A 17,883-nucleotide genomic window follows, 5' to 3' on the forward strand; every position below is an offset into this window, starting at 1 on the left:
TGACGACGAAGGAGGAATCCGCCCGATCGAGCACCGCCCAGCTCACCGCCGAATCGCGTTCCAGCGATTCGCCGTAGCGGTACGCTCCCCGCTCCACGAAACGCCCCACCTCGTACAGCCGACCGCGGAGCGGATGACGACGAAGGAGGAATCCGCCCGATCGAGCACCGCCCAGCTCACCGCCGAATCGCGTTCCAGCGATTCGCCGTAGCGGTACGCTCCCCGCTCCACGACACGCCCCCACCTCGTACAGCCGACCGCGGAGCGGATGACGACGAAGGAGGAATCCGCTCAGTCGAGCAGCAGCGCCGGTTCCTCCAGCACGCTGGCGACGTCGGCGACGAAGCGGCTGACCACGTCGCCGTCGACGACGCGGTGGTCGAAGGAGCCGCCGACCGTGGTGACGAAGCGGGGGCGGACCTCGCCGTCGACGACCCAGGGCTTCTGCTTGATCGTGCCGAGGGCGATGATCGCGACTTCGCCGGGGTTCAGGATCGGGGTGCCCGTGTCCATCCCGAAGACGCCGATGTTGGTGATGGTGATGGTGCCGTTCTGCATGTCGGCGGCGGTGGTCTTGCCGTCGCGGGCGTCGAGGGTGAGCTTCTCGAGGGCCTGGGCCAGTTCGAGGAGGCTCATCGACTGGGCGTCCTTGACGTTGGGGACGAGCAGTCCGCGCGGGGTGGCCGCGGCGATGCCGAGGTTGACGTAGTGGCGGACGACGATCTCGGTGTCGGTCCAGGCGGAGTTGACGGTGGGGTTGCGGCGGACGGCCCAGATGATGGCCTTGGCCATGATGAGCAGCGGCGAGACCTTGACGCCGGCGAAGTCGGGCGAGTTCTTGAGGCGCTTGACGAACTCCATGGTGCGGGTCGCGTCGACGTCGACGAAGACGCTGACGTGGGGCGCGGTGAACGCGCTCGTCGACATCGCGGCGGCGATCGCCTTGCGGACGCCGCGCACGGGGATCCGCTCCTCGCGGTCGTCGCCCCAGGCGGGGGTCTGGATGTTGCGGAAGACGCTGGCCTGGGAGGCGTGGCGGATGACGTCGTCGCGGGTGACCTCGCCGGCGAGGCCGGTGGCCTGCACCTCGAGGAGGTCGACGTCGAGGTCCTTCGCGAGCTTGCGGATCGGCGGCTTCGCGATGACGGGGAGCGCGGCGGCGGCCGGCACGGAGGCGGGCCGGGCCGGGGCCGTCGGGCGGGCGGCGGGCGCGGCGGCCGAGGCGGTGGCGCCCGGTCGGCGGCGGCGGGTCTGGACGTGTCCGCCGGCGGTGCCGTAGCCGACGAGCGCGGCTCCAGAGCCCTCGCCCGGCTCGGTGGTGGAGGGCGAGGGCGTCGCTCAGGCGGGCGGCGACGCGGGCGCCGCGGACGCTGGTGCCCTGGGGGTCCAGCGGCGGGCTGACGACGGCGGCGCCGAGGCGACCGGGAGCGGAGAGGACGAGGGCGCCCGAGACGCTCGACTTGGCGGGGACGCCGACCGCGCGCATCCAGCGGCCCGAGCCGTCGTAGACGCCGCACGTCGCCATGACCGCGACCACGTCGCGGGCGACCGAGGCCGGCACGACCCGCTCGCCGGTCCCCGGGTGCACGCCGCCGAACGCGAGCGTCGCGCCCATCGCGGCCAGGTCGCGGACGTCGACCAGCACGGCGCACGCCCGGGCGTACGCGGAGACGGCGTCGTCGGCGCTGCGGTGCAGGGTGCCCTCCGCGCGCATCAGGTGCGCGAGGGCGTGGTTCCGGTCGCCGAGGAGGTGCTCGTCGGCGGCGACGCTCTCGTCGACGGAGAGCGGGCGGCCGGCGAAGGCGGAGAGGCCGCGGAGGATCCGCTCGCTCCGGCCGTCGGCGTCGCCGCCGTCGACCAGGGCGGCGGTCAGCAGCGCTCCCGCGTTGACCATCGGGTTCGGCGGGCGCCCGGTGCCGCTCTCGAGCTTGAGGGCGTCGAAGGCCTCGCCGGTGGGCTCGGTGCCGACGCGGTCGAGCGCGTCACCGCCGGTGTCGAGGAGCGCGAGCGCGAACAGGAACGGCTTCACGGCCGACTGGATGCTGAACCGCGACTCCGCGTCGGCGCTCGCGCGGACGGACCCGTCGGGCAGGACGAGCGCGATCGCGCACAGACCCGGGTCGGCGTCCGCGAGCGCGGGGATGCTGTCGTCGACCTCGCCCCCGTCGTCCGGCAGCACCTCCCGGCGCAGCGCCTCGAGGTCGAAGGCCAGGGGATCGGGGAGGGGGCTCATCCGTCCACTCTGTCAGGGCGGGGAGCCCGTCGCGTCCCGGGCCTCAGACGAGCCCGAACTCCGCGTCCAGCGCGTCCAGCTCCGCGGCGAACGACGCGCGCAGACTCTCCTTCTCGGCGGCGGGCAGCCAGGAGGCCTCCGCTCCGGTGAGCGCCATCTCGCGCAGCTGACCGGCGGTCGCGCCGATCGGGCCGGCGGCGAGGCGGTACTCGTCGGCGAGCGTGGTCGGGAACATCCCGGGATCGTCGGAGCACGGTACGACCCGCAGTCCCGCGTCCAGCATCGCCCGGATGGACGCGCGCCGCCAGGGCCGCCAGGAGCGGCGCGAGGTCGTCGAGGCGACGGTGAACACCACGCCCTGCTCGCGGACGCGCTCGACGACGGCGGGGTCCTCGAGGACGAAGTAGCCGTGGTCGATCCGGTCGCAGCCCAGCAGATCGAGGCAGGTCGTCGTGTTGGCCGCGGTCGGGGCGTGCTCGGAGGAGTGGGCGGTCCGGCCCAGGCCGGCCTCCCCGGCGAGGCGGTAGGCGTCGGCGAAGCGCTCGGGCGGACCCGCCGTCTCGAGGTTGTCGAGCCCGATCCCCGCCACGTACTCGTGGGGGTGGCGGACGACCTCGCGGACCAGCTCGAGCGCCTCCTCCCCGCTGCGGCCCGCGGCCTGAGCCGGGACGGTTCCCGACGGGACCCGCGGGTCCGCGCGGCTCCGGGAGGCCGGACGCGGTCCCGCGGGTGGGGCGCCGCTACGCCGTGAGCGCGACCGCCGTCCACGAGACGGGCGGGAGGGTCAGCGTCAGCACGCCGTCCTCGAGCGTCGCCGGGGCCTCGCGCAGGCGCACGCGGTCCTGGTCGTCACGCGTGTTCTTCGCGTAGGGGTCCTCGTCGAACAGGGCCACCGCCTCCGCGATGCTCGAGACTCCGAGGCCGCTGACGTCGACGGTGACCTCGATCGGCTCCGTCTGCGAGCGGTTCACCAGGAAGACGGCCGCGCGGCCCTCGTCGACGGTGGCGACGGAGTCGATGAGCGGAGCGTCGCCGTGACGGGCGGTCGAGTAGGTCCCCGCGTCGATCCGGGGGCGCAGCACCGAGCCGGAGGCCAGGCGCGCGGTGGTCGAGAACGGGAAGAACGTGGTCTGGCGCCACGCGGCTCCGCCCGGCTCGGTCATGATCGGCGCGATCACGTTGACGAGCTGCGCGAGGGAGGCGGAGGTGACCCGGTCGGAGTTCTTCAGCAGCGTGATCATCAGGTTGCCGAGGACGACGGCGTCGGCGACGGAGTAGACGTCCTCGAGCAGGCGCGGGGCGTAGGCCCACTCGCGGGTGCTCTGGTCGCCCTCGGCGTCGGCCTTCTCCTTCGCCTGCCACTCCTCGAGGTACCAGACGTTCCACTCGTCGAAGGAGAGCTTGATGTCCTTCGTCTTCTTGAGCTTGAACTTCACGTGGTCCACGGTCGCCGCGACGGTGGCGATGAAGTACTCCATGTCGAGGGAGGAGGCGAGGAAGGAGCCGAGGTCTCCGTCGTACTCCTGGTAGTAGGCGTGGCACGAGACGTACTCGACGTCGTCGTACGCGTGCTCGAGGACCACGCGCTCCCACTCGCCGAAGGTCGGCATCGACGAGCTCGACGAGCCGCAGACGACCAGCTCGAGCGAGGGGTCGGCGATCTTGAGGGCCTTGGCGGTGCGGGAGGCGAGCTTGCCGTAGTCGTCAGCGCTCATGTGGCCGACCTGCCAGGGGCCGTCCATCTCGTTCCCGAGGCACCACATGCGGATGTCGTAGGGCTCGGTCCCGCCGTTGGCGATGCGCTGGTCGGCGAGAGCGGTGCCGGCCGGTCCGTTGGCGTACTCGAGGACGTCGAGCGCCTCGAGGACGCCGCGGGTGCCGAGGTTGACGGCGTACATGATCTCGCTGCCGGTCAGCTCCGCCCACTTCGCGAAATCGTCCAGCCCGACCTCGTTGGTCTCGAGCGAGTGCCAGGCCAGGTCGCGGCGGCGGGGGCGCTCGGAGCGCGGGCCGACGCCGTCCTCCCAGCGGTAGCCCGAGACGAAGTTGCCGCCGGGGTAGCGGATCGTCGTGGTGCCCAGCTCCTTGACCAGCTCGACCACGTCGAGGCGGAACCCGTCCTCGTTCGAGGCGGGGTGGCCGGGCTCGTAGATGCCGTCGTACACGCAGCGGCCGAGGTGCTCGACGAACGAGCCGAAGAGGCGCGGAGTGACGGGGGCGACGACCGCGGCGGGGTCGAGGCTGATGCGCGCGGTGGCGGCGGGGGCGTCGGTCATGAGGGCCTTTCGGGCTTCGGGCTCCCGCAGCGGGCTCGGCGGCGAGCGGTCTTTCTAACGTTGTACACGATGGTCCGCCCCGGCTCGGCCGCTGTCAAGAGCGGCACGGGCCCCTCCTGCCTCGCTGCTCGCCGCTGCCGACGGCGGCAGACCTCTTCGGGCGTCGCGTCTCCCCGCCGCCGCTCAGCGCACCTGTGCTCGACTGGGCGGGTGCCCTCCTCCGATGCCGTCACCGACGCCTGCTCCGAGCTCGCCGACCGCGCCGACGCCCTCGCGGCGTCGCATCCCCGCCCGCGGGCGTTCCTCGCGGCCGTCGCGAAGGACGTCGCCGGCATCCGCAGTGCCCCGCTCGGCGCCCTCGACCTGGCGCACGGCGGCCGCAACCGGGTCCGGGGGAAGGGCTTCCGCCGCCCCTACGACGACGGCACCCGCGGCCAGGCCCGCCACTTCGCCGGCGTCGCGGGCGCCACGCTGTACCTCGGCGGCCCGCTCGCGCACCTGTTCCTCCGCACCGTCGGCGGCGACGTCCGCGGCTCGGCCGACGACCGGCTGACGACGCGGGCCGTGGAGTGGAGCCGGCTCCTCCGCTGCGGCGAGCTGGCCGTCGCGGACGCGGGAGCGTGGATCCGCCGCGAGATCTGCGGCAGCGGGACCTGCGCCTAGGCCCCGGCCGACGCCCGTCCGACGGCCGGGTCCTCCGCGATCGGCCGGCCCGCGGTCGACTCCCGGGCGACCACGGTGAACGCCGCCTCGTAAAGCGTCCCGGGGCCGGTGCGGGTGCCCTCGATCCGGGCCTGCAGCACCTCGACCGCGGTGCGCGCGATCTCGTCGCGCCCCGAGTCCACGGTGGAGAGGCTGGGGGAGGAGTAGCCCGCCTCGTCGATGTCGTCGAAGCCGATCACCGCCACCTCCTCGGGCACGCGGACCCCCGCCTCCTGGAGCGCGCGGACCGCGCCGAGCGCGAGGGTGTCGTTGAGTGCGAACACGGCGTCGAAGTCGAGCCCGGAGGCGAGCACGCGGCGCATCGCCTCGGCGCCGCCGGAGCGCCGCCACGGGCCCGAGACGCCGATCATCCGCTCGTCGTAGGCGATGCCGGCCTCGGCGAGCGCGGCGCGGTAGCCCTCGAGGCGGAGCGACGCCGAGCTGACGGCGGCGTCGGGGTGGGTCCCGAGCGCCACGATCCGGCGCCTTCCGGAGGCGAGCAGGTGCGCGGTGGCCGCGTGCGCCGCCGCGGTGTTCTGCATGGTGACGTGGTCGACCAGCCCGGTGAAGATCCGCTCGCCGAGCAGCACCAGGGGGAAGCCGACCGCGAGCGCGTCCTCGTCGGCGAGGCCCAGCGGGCTGAAGAGCAGGCCGTCGGTGAGCTGCCGGCGCTCGCTCGCCAGGACGCTCCGCTCGCGCTCGGGGTCGCCGCCGGTCTGCTCGATCAGCACCGTCAGGCCGCGCTCGTCGGCGGCGCGCATCACGCTGTCGGCGAGCTCGGCGAAGTAGGGGAGGCTCAGCTCCGGCAGGGCGAGGCCGATCACGCCGGTGCGGCCGCGGCGCAGGCTCCGCGCGGAGAGGTTGGGGCGGTAGCCCAGTTGCGCGATGGCCGCCTGCACCCGGGAGCGGGTGGCCGGGCGCACGTGCGGATAATCGTTGATCACGTTCGAGACGGTCTTGATCGAGACGTCGGCGGCGCGGGCGACGTCGTGCAGCGTGACGGCCACGGTCCTCCCTCCGCTCGGCCCTCACGCTACCCCGGGGCTCCGCTCCGGCCTGTCGCGGATCGACGCCGGGGCGGCGTGCGGGCGGGGCGCGCCGCCGGAGCAGGACGCGCCCCGCGGCCGATCAGGTGTACCAGCTGGGCTCGGGGACGGTGTCGAGCAGGGCGAAGACGCCGACCTCGCGGCGCTTGTAGGGCAGCGGATCGTGCAGGGAGTGGGTGCGGAGGTTCCGCCAGTAGAGGTCGAGTCCGACCGAGCTCGCGGAGGCGCGGGCGCCGGTCAGCTCGAAGACGCGGGTCGCCGTCGCGAGGCCGTCCTCCACGATCCGCGCCTTGGCCGCGGCGATCCGCACGGCGATCTCGCCGCGGCGCCGAGGCGTCAGCTCCTCGCGCGGAGCGTGCAGCGCGGCCGAGAGCGCGGCCCCCGTCGCGTCGATCAGCGCCTCGTCGGCCCAGAGCCGGGACTGCAGGTCGCCGTATCCCTCGAGCACGTACCACTCGTCGCCGGCGCGCTCCTTGTCGTCGCCGCCGTACGGCCAGGCCCGGGTGCGCTCGCGGGTGTACTGCGCCGCGCGCTCGAGAGCTCCCTGCGCGATGCCGAGGTAGAACTCGGCGAAGACCTGCTGGATGACGGGCACGTTGAGGGTGTTGTAGACGAGCGGACGGTAGACCCTGTCGACGAAGCCGGCCGCGGCCGCCCACGGCACGCGGACGCCGCGGATCTCGACGGAGCCGGACTCGGTGAGCCGCTGGCCGAGGCTGTCCCAGTCGCGGCCGAAGACGATCCCCTCCTGATCGGTGGGGACGATCGCGAAGAGGTGGGTGTCCGTCCCCTCGAGCACCCCCTCGAGCACGGTCAGGTCGCTGACCACGCCGCCGGTCGAGAACGACTTGCGGCCGGTGAAGACCAGCTCGTCGCCCTCCTCCCGCACGGTGAGGTCGGAGTCGCGCGGGTTCACCGCGCCTCCGTAGAGGAGGTCCCCCTCGGTCGCGAGCTGCTCGACCGCGATGATCTGCTCAGGGGTCCCCACGAGGCGGGCCGCCCAGGCCCAGAGGTAGTGGTAGCCGAGCAGCTGGCCGATCGAGCCGTCGCCGCGCGCGACGGTGCGGACGACGCGGAGGGCGGTGGTCCACTCCTGGGCACCGCCGCCGTGCTCGGCGGGCCCGAGCAGCGTGACGAGGCCGGCCGCCTTGAGCAGGGCGACCTCGGCGAAGGGGGCGGCGCCGGCGCGGTCGCGCTCGAGGGCGTCGGTCGCGAGCACGGCGGCGACCTCCTCGGCGCGGACGAGCCAGGCGTCAGGGGAGTCGGGCCGGGGTGCGGCCGACCAGTGCTCGGCGGCGGCGTCGATCGTCGTCGCGGCGTCGGCGCCGGCGGTCGTGGGTGCGGTGGTGGTCACGGTGTCCTCGTCTCGTCGGGGGCGGTGTGCAGCGACTGTGCCAGGGGCGAGGTGTCCGGAGCGAGGCGTATGTCGCCCCGTGTCCGCGTGTGTCCGCGGATGACCGGCGGGCGCCTCCGCACGATTTTGACAATCGTTATCAATAGCCGTTAGCGTGGGGGCACCCGCCCGGCCCCTGACCCAGATCGGCTCACCGTGAAGACCCGCCTCCTCGCCCTCACCGCCCTCCTCGGCGGCACCGCGCTCGCCCTGAGCGGCTGCTCCGGAGCGGGCAGCGCCTCCGACAGCTCCGCCGCCGCCGCCGCGGGCGGGCCCGTGAAGGTCGTCGCGTCGACGAACGTCTACGGCGACCTCGTCTCGAGCATCGGCGGCGACCTGGTCGAGGTGACCAGCATCATCGACAGCCCGGACAAGGACCCGCACGAGTACGAGGCCACCGCCCGCGACCAGCTCGCCGTGTCCGGCGCGACCCTCGTGATCGAGAACGGCGGCGGCTACGACCACTTCCTCGACACCATGATCAGCGCGGCCGGCACCGAGGCCCCCGTCATCACGGCCACCGTGATCGCCGGCCTGGAGGACGTCCACGACCACGCGGAGGAGGAGGAGTCGGAGGGCGGGCACGAGCACGCGGAGTTCAACGAGCACGTCTGGTACGACCTCTCGGTGATGAAGGAGGTCGCGGGGCGGATCGGCGACGAGCTCGCCGCGCTCGACCCCGACAACGCCTCCGCCTACTCCGCCAATCTCGCCACCCTCGACGAGGGGCTCGACGCCCTGATCGCCCGCGAGGGCGAGCTGAAGGGCGCGCTCTCCGGCCGCTCCATCGCGATCACCGAGCCCGTCCCGCTGTACATGACCGATGCGCTCGGCCTGACCGACGCGACTCCCGAGGCCTTCAGCGAGGCGGTCGAGGAGGGCACCGACGTCCCCGCGACCACGCTCCAGGAGACGCTCGCCCTGTTCTCCGGCGAGGCCGTCGACGCGCTGATCTACAACGAGCAGACCGAGGGCGCGCAGACGGACGCGGTGCTCGACGCCGCGAAGGCCGCCGGGATCCCGGCCGTCCCCGTCACCGAGACGCTGCCCGAGGGCGACGACTACATCGGCTGGATGACCGCCAACCTCGACGCGATCGAGGGAGCCCTCTCCCAGTGAGCCACGACTCCCCGACCAGGCCCGTCTCCCCGGAGGCGGGCCCTTCGGCGTCCGTGCTGCGGCTGCGCGGCGCCGGCCTCCGCTTCGGCGACCGCGAGCTGTGGAGCGGCGTCGACCTCGACGTGCGCGCCGGCGAGTTCGTCGCGGTGCTCGGCGCGAACGGCTCCGGCAAGACGAGCCTCCTGCGCGCGGTGCTCGGCCAGCAGCAGCTGAGCGCGGGGGAGCTGCAGGTGCTCGGCGAGCCCGTGCACCGCGGCAACCGGCGCATCGGCTACATCCCGCAGCAGAGGCTCGCCGACGAGGGCACGCCGCTGCGCGCGCGCGATCTGCTCGGGCTCGGGATCGACGGCCACCGGTTCGGCCTGCCCCTGCCCTCCCGCTCCCGGCGCGCGGCCGTCGACGCGCTGCTCGAGGCCGTCGGCGCCACCGCCTTCGCCGACGCCCCCATCGGCAGCCTGTCCGGCGGCGAGCAGCAGCGCGTCCGCGTCGGCCAGGCGCTCGCGGGCGACCCGGCGCTCCTGCTCTGCGACGAGCCGCTGATCGCGCTCGACCTCGCCCACCAGCGCGCGGTCAGCGAGCTGATCGACCGGCACCGCCTTGAGCGGAACCTCGGCGTCCTCTTCGTCACGCACGACGTGAATCCGGTGCTCGGCATGGTGGACCGCGTGCTCTACCTCGCCGGCGGCCGGTTCCGGATCGGCACCCCCGACGAGGTCCTGCGCTCGGAGGTGCTCAGCGAGCTCTACGATGCACCCGTCGACGTGATCCGCGCCCGGGGCCGGGTCATCGTGGTCGGCGCCCCCGACCACTCGCACGTGCACGAGCACGAGGAGGGGCAGTCGTGACGGACGTCTGGTCGCAGATCTTCGACTTCTCGGACTACGGAGCGCTGCTGTCGCTCCTGATGAACTCGGTGATCGCCGGCGCGGTCCTCGGAGTGGTCGGCGGGCTCATCGGCGTCTTCGTGATGTCGCGCGACATGGCCTTCGCGGTCCACGGCATCAGCGAGCTCTCGTTCGCGGGGGCGTCCGCGGGGCTGCTGCTGGGCGTCGGCGTCGTCGAGGGATCGATCGTCGGCTCGCTGATCGCGGCGGTCCTGATCGGCGTGCTCGGCTCGCGCGCCCGCGACCGCAACTCGATCATCGCGGTGCTGATGCCGTTCGGACTCGGCATCGGCATCCTCTGCCTGGCCCTCTACCCGGGCCGCAGCGCGAACAAGTTCGGCCTGCTCACGGGTCAGATCGTCGCGGTCGACGACCCGCAGCTCGGGTGGCTGATCGGCATCTCGGTGGTCGTCCTCGTCGGTCTCGCGCTGATCTGGCGCCCCCTCACCTTCGCGAGCGTCGACGCCGACGTGGCGGCCGCGCGCGGCATCCCCACCCGGGCGCTCTCGATCGCGTTCATGCTCCTGCTCGGCCTCGCGGTCGCCGTCTCGGTGCAGATCGTCGGCTCGCTGCTCGTGCTCGCGATCCTGGTGACGCCGGCGGCCGCGGCGCTGCGCCTCTCCGCCTCGCCGGTGGTCGTGCCGCTGCTGAGCGTGCTCTTCGCCGTCGGCGCGCTGGTGGGCGGCATCCTGCTCGCGCTGGGCGGATCGATCCCGATCAGCCCCTACGTGACGACGATCTCGTTCGCGATCTACGCGGTCTGCCGGATCATCGGCCGGAAGGGCGTCCGGCGCTCCCGGCTCGCCGTCGGCGGGGGGCGGTAGCGTGGCCCGGGACGTGCGGAGTGGAGGTGGTCCAGTGGTCAAGCGCAACACGTGGCAGCGCGAGGCGGTGCGCGAGGCCCTCGGGCGTCGCGAGGACTTCGTCAGCGCCCAGGGCCTGCACAGTGCGCTGCACGCCTCCGGCTCGCCGATCGGGCTCGCGACGGTCTACCGCGCGCTCTCGGACCTGGCCGTTGAGGGCGAGGCCGACTCGCTGCAGTCGCCCGAGGGCGAGAGCCTCTACCGCGCCTGCACGCCGGGGACGCACCACCACCACCTGATCTGCCGCCGCTGCGGGCTGACGGTCGAGATCGCGGCCGACGAGGTCGAGGAGTGGGCGCGCTCGGTCGCGTCGCAGAACGGATTCACGGACGCGCACCACGTCGTGGACGTCTTCGGGCTCTGCGCGGCCTGCACCACGGAGCTCGCCGAGGCCTGAGGCCGGTCCGGCCGGGAGCCCGTCCGCGGGCGACCGTCGATCCTGGTCCGGCTCAGGCCGGGAGGAACACGCCGATCGACCGGTCCTTCACCACGGAGCCGGCGGGCAGCACCCGCCCGCTCATCGCGAGGTAGACGCCCGGCGGCAGCAGCTGCACGGCGGCCACCGCGGTGCCGAGGTTGAACGCGGCATCGCTGTCGAGCATCCGTGCGGGCTGCATCGCGCCGGTGAGGACGACCACCCGATCGCGGACGACGCCGAGGGCCTCGGCCGTCGCGGTCATCGTGTCGGTGCCGTGGGTGAGGACGATCCGATCCTCCTCGGCGGCGAGCACCCGCTCGCGGATGAGGGCCCGATCGGCGTCGTCGAGCTCGAGGCTGTCCTTGGCGAGGACCTCCTCGACGCGGAACTCGAGCGTGGTGAGCACCGGGGCGAGCAGGCGCGGCACCATCGGGGCGCCGATCTCGAGCTCGCCCGCGAGCGAGTACTCCTTGTCGACGGTGCCACCGGTGGTGAGGACGAGGATGCGGTCAGTCACGCGATCAGACTAGGCGCCGCCTCCGACACCGGCACGTTCGTGCGCAGTGGCCGCGCCACGGCGGCGACGGCGGCCCGCATCGGGAACGATGGAGGGCATGACATCCTCCTCCCCGTCCCTCCTCCGCACCGGCGCCAAGGTGCTCCTCGGCTCCGCCCTCCTCTTCGCGGGGGTGAGCCACCTCACCCGCAAGCGGGAGGAGTTCCAGGCGCAGGTGCCCGAGTGGGTGCCGCTGGACAAGGACGCGGTCGTGCTCGCCTCGGGCGTGGTCGAGATCGGCCTGGGCGCCTCGCTGGTGCTCGCGCGCCGACGGGCGCCGCTGGTCGGAGCCGCGGCCGCCGCCTTCTTCACCGCGATCTTCCCGGGCAACGTCTCGCAGTGGGTGACGCGGACGAGCGCCTTCGGCCTCGACACCGACCGCAAGCGCGCCGTGCGCCTCGCGTTCCAGCCGCTGCTGGTGGCGTGGGCGCTCTGGTCGACCCGTCGTCCGCGGGGCTGATCCCTCTCATCGGATCCCGCTCGCCGGGCGGCACGACGCCGGCCGTGAGCGCGTGCCGCCCGCCGCCCGCCTCGGAGCATCCCCCTCAGCCGCCGCCCTGCTGCGCCTCGGCCAGCAGCGGCGCGAGCAGCTCCTCGATCCGGCGCCGCGCCCCCTCGGCGTCGCCTGCGGCGATCGCCTCGACCAGCTCGGCGTGCTGCCGGGCGTGCACGTCCTCCTCGCCGACGACGTCCTCCTCCAGCACCGACTCGAACATGCCGGTGAGGCCGTCGTAGAGCTCGACGAACAGGTCGTTGTGGGTCGCGACGACGACGGCCCGGTGCAGCGCGGTGTCCGCGGCGATCCGCTCGGCGAGCTCCGGCGCCTCCCACGAGCGGGCCCGGCGGGCCAGCAGGGCGCGGAGGGAGGCGACGTCCTCCCCGGTGCGGCGCTCGGCCGCCAGCGCGGCCGTCGCCCCGTCGATCGCGAACCGCAGCTCGAGGCCCTCCCGGCGGGCGGCGCTCGGGATGCGGCGGCGCAGCGATTCGGCGAGCTGCGAGCGCGCGGTGACGAACGTGCCGCGCCCCTGCTCCCGCCGCACGAGGCCCGCCTGCACGAGGGCCTGGACGGCCTCGCGGACGGAGTTGCGTCCGGCGCCGGTCCAGCGGGCGAGCTCGGCCTCCACCGGGATCCGCTCGCCGACGGCCCAGCGGCCGGAGCGGATCTCCTCGTGGAACAGCGCCGTGACGTGGTCGATCACGCTCTCGCGCTGGAACGGCGCCGCGGGGCTAGACTCGCCAGGATTCATCCCATCATCCTATCTCTCGGGGACTCCATGACCGCAGCACCGATGCTCCGCGCCACCGCCCTCCTGGCCCTCGCCGCCATCGCGATCACCGCGCTGAACCTCCGCACCGCCGTCACCGGCTTCAGCCCGCTGCTCGACACGATCGGCGCCGATCTCGGCTTCGGGCCCTCGCTCTACGGGGCGCTGGGGACGATCGTCACCGCCTCCTTCGCCGTCTTCGGCTTCGTCGCCGCGGCCGTCTCGCGCCGGATCGGCCTGGAGCGCACGCTCGCGATCGCGACGCTGGTGACCACACTGGGCATCGCCCTCCGCGCGCTCAGCCCGAGCCCGGTCGCTCTGGTGCTCTCGACCGTCGTCGCCTTCGCGGGCGTGGGCACCACGAACGTGCTCATCGTGCCGATCGTGAAGCGGTACTTCGCCGAGCGGATCAAGACGGTCAGCTCGCTCTACCTGGCGCTGCTGCAGGTGGGCCAGTTCGTCGCTCCGCTGGTCGCGGTGCCGCTGGCCTCGACGGCGGGGTGGCGCTGGGCGATCGGGATCTGGGCCGTGATGACGGCCGCGGCCTGCCTGCTCTGGGCGGCGCTCGCGGCCCGCGGAGGAGGCGGGGCGGCTCCGGCCGCCGCCGGCGGCCGCGTGGACGGGGCGTGGCGCACGCCGCTGCTCTGGGCGATGGTGCTGATGCTCGGGGTGACCGGTCTGCACACCTACGGGATCATCACCTGGCTGCCGACGATCCTCGTCGACGCGGGCGCGGATCCGGCGCAGGGCGGGGCGCTGCTGGCGCTGTTCTCGGTGTTCGGCCTCGCCGCCGCCTTCGTGGTGCCGCCGCTGACTCTCGGGATGCGCAACCCGGTCGTGGTCGTGGTGGTGTGCTGCGTGCTGCTCGCCGTCGGCTACGCGGGCCTCGTCGTCGCTCCGCTGGAGGGTGCCGTGGCGTGGGTGGTCTGCCTCGGGCTCGGCGTCAGCACGTTCCCGATGACGCTGACGCTCGTGAACGCGCGGACGCGGACGACCACCGGCTCCTCGACCCTCTCCGGCGCCACGCAGGGGCTCGGCTACGGGCTCGCCTGCCTCGGTCCGCTGCTGATCGGCGTGCTCTACGAGGCGCAGGGGGACTGGAGCGGCGCGTACGCGCTGCTGTTCGCCGGAGTGGCGGTGCTGCTGGTCAGCGGGATCGTCGCGTGCCGTCCGCGGTTCCTCGAGGACGAGGCGGCGCTCCGCCGGGCCTGAGCGGCGGCGCTCAGCGCGACGCGGCCGGAGCGAGGGCGGAGACGATCCGCCCCAGCCCGAAGCGCCAGGCGCTCTCCACGTCGCCGCCGAGGGTGAAGGCGCCGGTGATCTCCATCCCGATGAACCCCGTCGCCCAGGCGGTCAGCGTGCGCGCCGCCTCGAGGGCGTCCTCCTCGCCCGCCAGCTGCGCGGTGAGGTCCAGCAGGCGGGCGCTCGCCGCGTCGCGGTACTCCTGGGCGGTGACGGGCGTGCCGGGAGCGGGGGCCATCACGAGGAGGAACGCGGCCGGCCGCTCGTGGCCGAAGGCGCGGAGGCGGTCGGCGAGCGCGGCGGCGTCCGGGGCGTCGGCGAGGCGGTCGGCGAGCACGGTCAGGGCGTCCGCGGCGACGAGGCGGATCAGCGTCTCGCGTCCCTCGACGCGCTTGTAGAGGGAGGGGGCGCGGACTCCGACGCTCTGTGCGACGGCCTGCATCGTGACCCCGGCGAGCCCGTCGCGCTCGAGGAGCTCGCCGGCGGCGCGCACGATCGCCTCGAGGGAGGTGCGGTCGGGAGTGGGCATGCGCCGAGTATAGCTATTGACAGTAGCCATGATGGCTAACTAGCGTAGCCATCATGGAACTCGGACCCCACCTGCGCCGCATCGGCACCGACATCGTCGCCGTCCACCTCGTCCACACCGACGAGGGCGTCACGCTCATCGACGCCGGCCTGCCCGGTCTCTGGCCGGAGCTCCTGGCCGAGCTGCGCGCGATGGGCCGCACCCTCGACGACGTGCGCGGCGTCGTGCTGACCCACGGCGACTCCGACCACGTGGGCTTCGCCGAGCGCCTGCGCCGCGACCACGGCGTGCCGGTCCACGTGCACGCCGCCGACGCCGAGCGGGCGAAGGGCGGGGCGAAGCCGAGGACCGCGACACCGCGGCTGCGCGTCCTGCCGCTCCTCGGCTTCGCGGCCTACGCGCTGCGGAAGGGCATCGCGACGGTCCCGCCGCTCACCGAGGTCGTCGAGGTGCACGACGGGCAGACGCTCGACCTGCCGGGCGCTCCCCGCGTGATCGCGCTCCCGGGCCACTCCCCGGGGAGCATCGCCGTGCACGTGCCGCTGGCCGACGCGGTCTTCGTCGGCGACGGGCTGACCACCCGCCACGTGCTCACCGGCCGCACGGGTCCGCAGCCCGCGCCCTTCACCGACGAGCCGGAGCAGGCGCTCGCGTCGCTCCGGGCGCTCCTGCCCACCGGGGCGCGCTGGGTGGTGCCGGGCCACGGAGCGCCGTGGAGCGGCGGGATCGAGGCGGCGGTCCGGCTGGTCGAGAGCGCCTGAGGCGCGGAGCCGTTCAGGAGGCGGGGACGAGCTTCCAGCGGTCGGCGAGGATCTCGAGGCCCTTGTCGAAGGTCGCCGACCACGCCGTGACGTCGTGGGCGCTGTCCGGCACCTCGAGGTAGGTGGCGCTCATGCCGGCGGCGACGGCCGCGGCGTAGACGGTCTTCGCTCCGGGGAGGAACGAGGTGTCCTCGGCGCCGACTCCGAAGATCGCGACGGTGCCGGTGTAGGGGGCGTTCGCCGCGAGGACGTTCACCGGCTTCGCGGCCTCGTAGGCGGCCTGGTCGCCGCCGAACCCCTGCGCGACCGTCGCCGCCTCGCTGCCGAGGGTCGGCGCGAGCTCGCCCGAGGCGTCGACGATGTTGCCGAAGAGCGACGGGTGGCCGGCGCCGAGCTGGATCGAGCAGGTCCCGCCCTGCGAGAGGCCGCCGATCGCCCAGTGCTGCGCGTCGCCGAGCACGGGCAGGTTGGCGCGGATCCAGTTCGGGACGTCGACGGTGAGGTACGTGGCCGACTTCCCGAGCGGCGAGTCGACGCACATCGGGTTCCTGTCCGGATCGCCCAGCTGGTCGGGCGACACGACGATCGGCGCGAGGCCGGCGTGCGCGGCGGCGTAGGCGTCGAGGGTCTGCTGGAACTTCTCGGTCGAGAGCGGATCGGAGGGCGACCCCGGCTGCCCCGAGAGCATGATCATCACCGGCAGCAGCGGCGGGGTCGCGGTGAGGGCCGCGGGCGGGAGGTAGACCACGGCGTCGCGGGCCGGGAAGCCCGACGCGGTGGCGGGGATGGCGACCGTCGAGACCGAGCCGACGGCGGGCATCCCGGCCGGGGCCGTCCAGGTCGCGAGGTCCGAGTGCGGTCCGTCCGCGGCGGCGACCGGCACGGAGGAGTCGGAGTACGCGCTGATCCCGAGCGCGCTGCGCACCGTGGGGTACTGGCCGAAGTCGATGTTGACGGTCATCGCGGCCGCCGCGACGACGAGCACTCCGGCCGCGAGCGATGCGAGAACCCCCCGCGCGCGGCGGCGGGCGATCGCGTGCCCGAGGACGACCAGGGCGACGCCCAATCCGCCGATCCCGAGGCCGATCGCGACCCGGGTGACCGGCGTGAAGTCGACGCCGAACGGGCCGTCGGGCCCGTCGACGAGGGCGGCCAGGGCGGCGCCGCCGATCAGGCCCAGGAGGAGGACCGCGACGGCGATCCCGCCGCGTCGGGAGCGCCCGCGGCGGGGAGCGCGGACGTGGGCGGCGAGCAGGAGGAGGAGCGCTCCGATCGCGAGCACGTAGACGGCGACGACGAGGGGGCCGGAGACGAGGCTCAGGTCGAGGAGAGAGGTCATGCGTCGATCCGGTCGGAGGGTGCTCGGGCGGGCGTCAGTCTGGCGGCGGTCTCTGGAGGAGAGCCGGGAGCTGTCGGGAGCGATTCTCCTCCCCGGGCGCGGATCCACCGAGCTCTCCACCGATCGGGCGCAACCCCGCGCGCCGCGCCGCCGCTCCCGCCTAGCGTGGGACTCCCGACGCACACCGCGCCCTCACGAAGGAGCCCGCACCATGACGCAGCAACCCCGCCTCGAGACCTCCTCCCGCGAGGCCCGCGCATGAGCCGCGGAGTCGCCGTCGTCACGGGCGGCACGGCCGGGCTCGGACGCGCCACGGTCCGCGAGCTCGCCTCCCGCGGCTGGGACGTCGCCGTGCTGGCGCGCGGCGAGGACGGACTGGCGGCCACGGTGGCCGAGATCGAGCAGAAGGGCCGGCGCGGGCTGGGCATCCCGACCGACGTGGCCGACCGCGAGGCCGTCGAGTCGGCGGCCGACCGGGTCGAGGCCGAGCTCGGCCCGATCGAGCTGTGGGTCAACGACGCGATGGTCGGCGTCTTCGGCGAGTTCCTCTCGACCGAGCCCGCCGACTTCGAGCGCGCCGTGGGCGTCAACTTCTTCGGCTTCGTCAACGGCACCCGCGCAGCCCTCTCCCGGATGACCCCGCGCGACCGCGGGCACGTCATCCAGGTCGGCTCCGCCCTCGCGCACCGGGGCATCCCGCTGCAGGCCGCGTACTGCGCCTCCAAGTTCGGCGCCCGAGGCTTCACCGAGGCCGTCACCGCGGAGCTGCTGCACGCGAAGAGCCGCGTGCGCCTGTCCGAGGTCGACATGCCGGCGCTCAACACCATCCAGTTCAACTGGGTGAAGTCGCAGCTGCCGCACCACCCGCAGCCCGTGCCGCCGATCTACGAGCCCGAGGTGGGCGCGATCGCGATCGCCGACGTGGCCGACAAGCCGCGCCGCCGCACCTGGGTCGGCGAGCCGACCGCGGGCACCATCCTCGGCGACCGCTTCGCCGGGCGCTTCATGGACTGGTACCTCGCCCGCAGCGCCTTCGACGGTCAGCAGGCCCCCGACAAGACGGAGCCGATGCTCCCGAACAACGTGTACGAGCCGGTCCCCGGCGATCACGGCGCCCGCGGCCTCTTCAGCGACCGCGCGCACACCATGACGCCCCAGATCTGGATGATCCGCCACCGCGCCCTGAGCTACGCGGGGGCCGCCGCGGCCCTCGCCGCCGGCGCCGCGGGCGTCGTCTCGGCCCTGCGGAGGAAGTGA

The 17,883-nt window shown here is 74.0% G+C and carries 18 protein-coding genes and 2 pseudogenes; 10 read left to right on the plus strand and 10 right to left on the minus strand.

The window, feature by feature from the left end:
- Positions 1-211: hypothetical protein (locus C5D36_RS17050; protein WP_219812604.1), on the plus strand; the 211-nt coding region annotated here is incomplete at its 5' end.
- An 80-nt stretch (positions 212-291) separates the two neighbouring features.
- Here the strand turns inward: C5D36_RS17050 and C5D36_RS13940 are convergent.
- From C5D36_RS13940 to C5D36_RS13955, 4 genes and pseudogenes are all read right to left on the minus strand, one after another.
- A pseudogene (locus C5D36_RS13940) lies at positions 292-1,299 on the minus strand (dihydrolipoamide acetyltransferase family protein); the annotation flags it as partial.
- 79 nt (positions 1,300-1,378) lie between these two features.
- A pseudogene (locus tag C5D36_RS13945) lies at positions 1,379-2,233 on the minus strand (glutaminase); the annotation flags it as partial.
- A 43-nt stretch (positions 2,234-2,276) separates the two neighbouring features.
- Positions 2,277-2,858, minus strand: a complete 582-nt coding sequence (locus C5D36_RS13950; RefSeq protein ID WP_104296041.1) for a hypothetical protein — start codon at positions 2,856-2,858, stop codon at positions 2,277-2,279.
- Positions 2,859-2,973: 115 nt separating this feature from the next.
- Positions 2,974-4,509: an alpha-N-arabinofuranosidase gene (locus C5D36_RS13955; RefSeq protein WP_104233557.1), complete on the minus strand. Its 1,536-nt coding sequence runs from the start codon at positions 4,507-4,509 to the stop codon at positions 2,974-2,976.
- Between the two features lie 210 nt (positions 4,510-4,719).
- Here C5D36_RS13955 and C5D36_RS13960 point away from each other — a divergent pair, with 210 nt between their 5' ends.
- A complete protein-coding gene (locus C5D36_RS13960) occupies positions 4,720-5,172 on the plus strand; it encodes a hypothetical protein (RefSeq protein ID WP_104296042.1) in 453 nt (150 codons plus the stop codon).
- Here the strand turns inward: C5D36_RS13960 and C5D36_RS13965 are convergent.
- Together C5D36_RS13965 and C5D36_RS13970 are read right to left on the minus strand one after the other, a co-directional pair.
- Entirely contained in the window at positions 5,169-6,218 is a 1,050-nt protein-coding gene (locus C5D36_RS13965; protein WP_104296043.1) for a LacI family DNA-binding transcriptional regulator, read from the minus strand. The genes C5D36_RS13960 and C5D36_RS13965 overlap by 4 nt on opposite strands.
- Before the next feature lie 121 nt (positions 6,219-6,339).
- Entirely contained in the window at positions 6,340-7,611 is a 1,272-nt protein-coding gene (locus tag C5D36_RS13970; RefSeq protein WP_258062949.1) for an acyl-CoA dehydrogenase family protein, read from the minus strand.
- Between the two features lie 195 nt (positions 7,612-7,806).
- On the opposite strand from C5D36_RS13970, the gene C5D36_RS13975 reads away from it, so the two are divergent.
- From C5D36_RS13975 to C5D36_RS13990, 4 genes are read left to right on the plus strand one after another with little or no spacing between them, the layout of a single operon-like run.
- Positions 7,807-8,769 (plus strand): metal ABC transporter solute-binding protein, Zn/Mn family, encoded by a 963-nt coding sequence (locus C5D36_RS13975; protein ID WP_104296044.1) that lies wholly within the window; start codon positions 7,807-7,809, stop codon positions 8,767-8,769.
- Complete coding sequence (locus C5D36_RS13980) at positions 8,766-9,614, plus strand: metal ABC transporter ATP-binding protein (RefSeq protein WP_104296045.1); 849 nt, start codon at positions 8,766-8,768, stop codon at positions 9,612-9,614. Before C5D36_RS13975 ends, C5D36_RS13980 begins: the two co-directional genes overlap by 4 nt.
- A gap of 59 nt (positions 9,615-9,673) precedes the next feature.
- Positions 9,674-10,477, plus strand: coding sequence for a metal ABC transporter permease (locus tag C5D36_RS13985; protein ID WP_104224551.1), 804 nt, complete (start codon positions 9,674-9,676; stop codon positions 10,475-10,477).
- Between the two features lie 34 nt (positions 10,478-10,511).
- Positions 10,512-10,913, plus strand: coding sequence for a Fur family transcriptional regulator (locus tag C5D36_RS13990; RefSeq protein ID WP_104296046.1), 402 nt, complete (start codon positions 10,512-10,514; stop codon positions 10,911-10,913).
- A 52-nt stretch (positions 10,914-10,965) separates the two neighbouring features.
- On the opposite strand, the gene C5D36_RS13995 is transcribed toward C5D36_RS13990, so the two are convergent.
- Positions 10,966-11,451, minus strand: a complete 486-nt coding sequence (locus C5D36_RS13995) for an asparaginase domain-containing protein (protein WP_104224541.1) — start codon at positions 11,449-11,451, stop codon at positions 10,966-10,968.
- Positions 11,452-11,548: 97 nt separating this feature from the next.
- Between C5D36_RS13995 and C5D36_RS14000 the strand changes: the two genes are divergently transcribed.
- On the plus strand, positions 11,549-11,950 hold the full coding sequence (locus C5D36_RS14000; RefSeq protein WP_104224540.1) for a hypothetical protein: 402 nt from the start codon (positions 11,549-11,551) through the stop codon (positions 11,948-11,950).
- A gap of 85 nt (positions 11,951-12,035) precedes the next feature.
- Here C5D36_RS14000 and C5D36_RS14005 read toward each other — a convergent pair whose 3' ends face one another.
- Positions 12,036-12,737 (minus strand): FadR/GntR family transcriptional regulator, encoded by a 702-nt coding sequence (locus C5D36_RS14005; protein WP_104227223.1) that lies wholly within the window; start codon positions 12,735-12,737, stop codon positions 12,036-12,038.
- A gap of 27 nt (positions 12,738-12,764) precedes the next feature.
- Here C5D36_RS14005 and C5D36_RS14010 point away from each other — a divergent pair, with 27 nt between their 5' ends.
- Positions 12,765-13,967, plus strand: a complete 1,203-nt coding sequence (locus C5D36_RS14010; RefSeq protein WP_104296047.1) for an MFS transporter — start codon at positions 12,765-12,767, stop codon at positions 13,965-13,967.
- A 10-nt stretch (positions 13,968-13,977) separates the two neighbouring features.
- On the opposite strand, the gene C5D36_RS14015 is transcribed toward C5D36_RS14010, so the two are convergent.
- Positions 13,978-14,526: a TetR/AcrR family transcriptional regulator gene (locus tag C5D36_RS14015; RefSeq protein WP_104267833.1), complete on the minus strand. Its 549-nt coding sequence runs from the start codon at positions 14,524-14,526 to the stop codon at positions 13,978-13,980.
- Between the two features lie 53 nt (positions 14,527-14,579).
- Between C5D36_RS14015 and C5D36_RS14020 the strand changes: the two genes are divergently transcribed.
- Positions 14,580-15,287, plus strand: coding sequence for an MBL fold metallo-hydrolase (locus tag C5D36_RS14020; protein WP_104251043.1), 708 nt, complete (start codon positions 14,580-14,582; stop codon positions 15,285-15,287).
- A gap of 13 nt (positions 15,288-15,300) precedes the next feature.
- On the opposite strand, the gene C5D36_RS14025 is transcribed toward C5D36_RS14020, so the two are convergent.
- Entirely contained in the window at positions 15,301-16,626 is a 1,326-nt protein-coding gene (locus tag C5D36_RS14025) for an esterase family protein (protein ID WP_104296048.1), read from the minus strand.
- A 258-nt stretch (positions 16,627-16,884) separates the two neighbouring features.
- On the opposite strand from C5D36_RS14025, the gene C5D36_RS14030 reads away from it, so the two are divergent.
- The gene (locus C5D36_RS14030; RefSeq protein WP_104233564.1) at positions 16,885-17,883 is read left to right on the plus strand and encodes an SDR family oxidoreductase; all 999 of its coding nucleotides are present in this window, start codon (positions 16,885-16,887) and stop codon (positions 17,881-17,883) included.

Source organism: Rathayibacter sp. AY1C6 (assembly GCF_002931535.1).
Lineage (GTDB): Bacteria > Actinomycetota > Actinomycetes > Actinomycetales > Microbacteriaceae > Rathayibacter.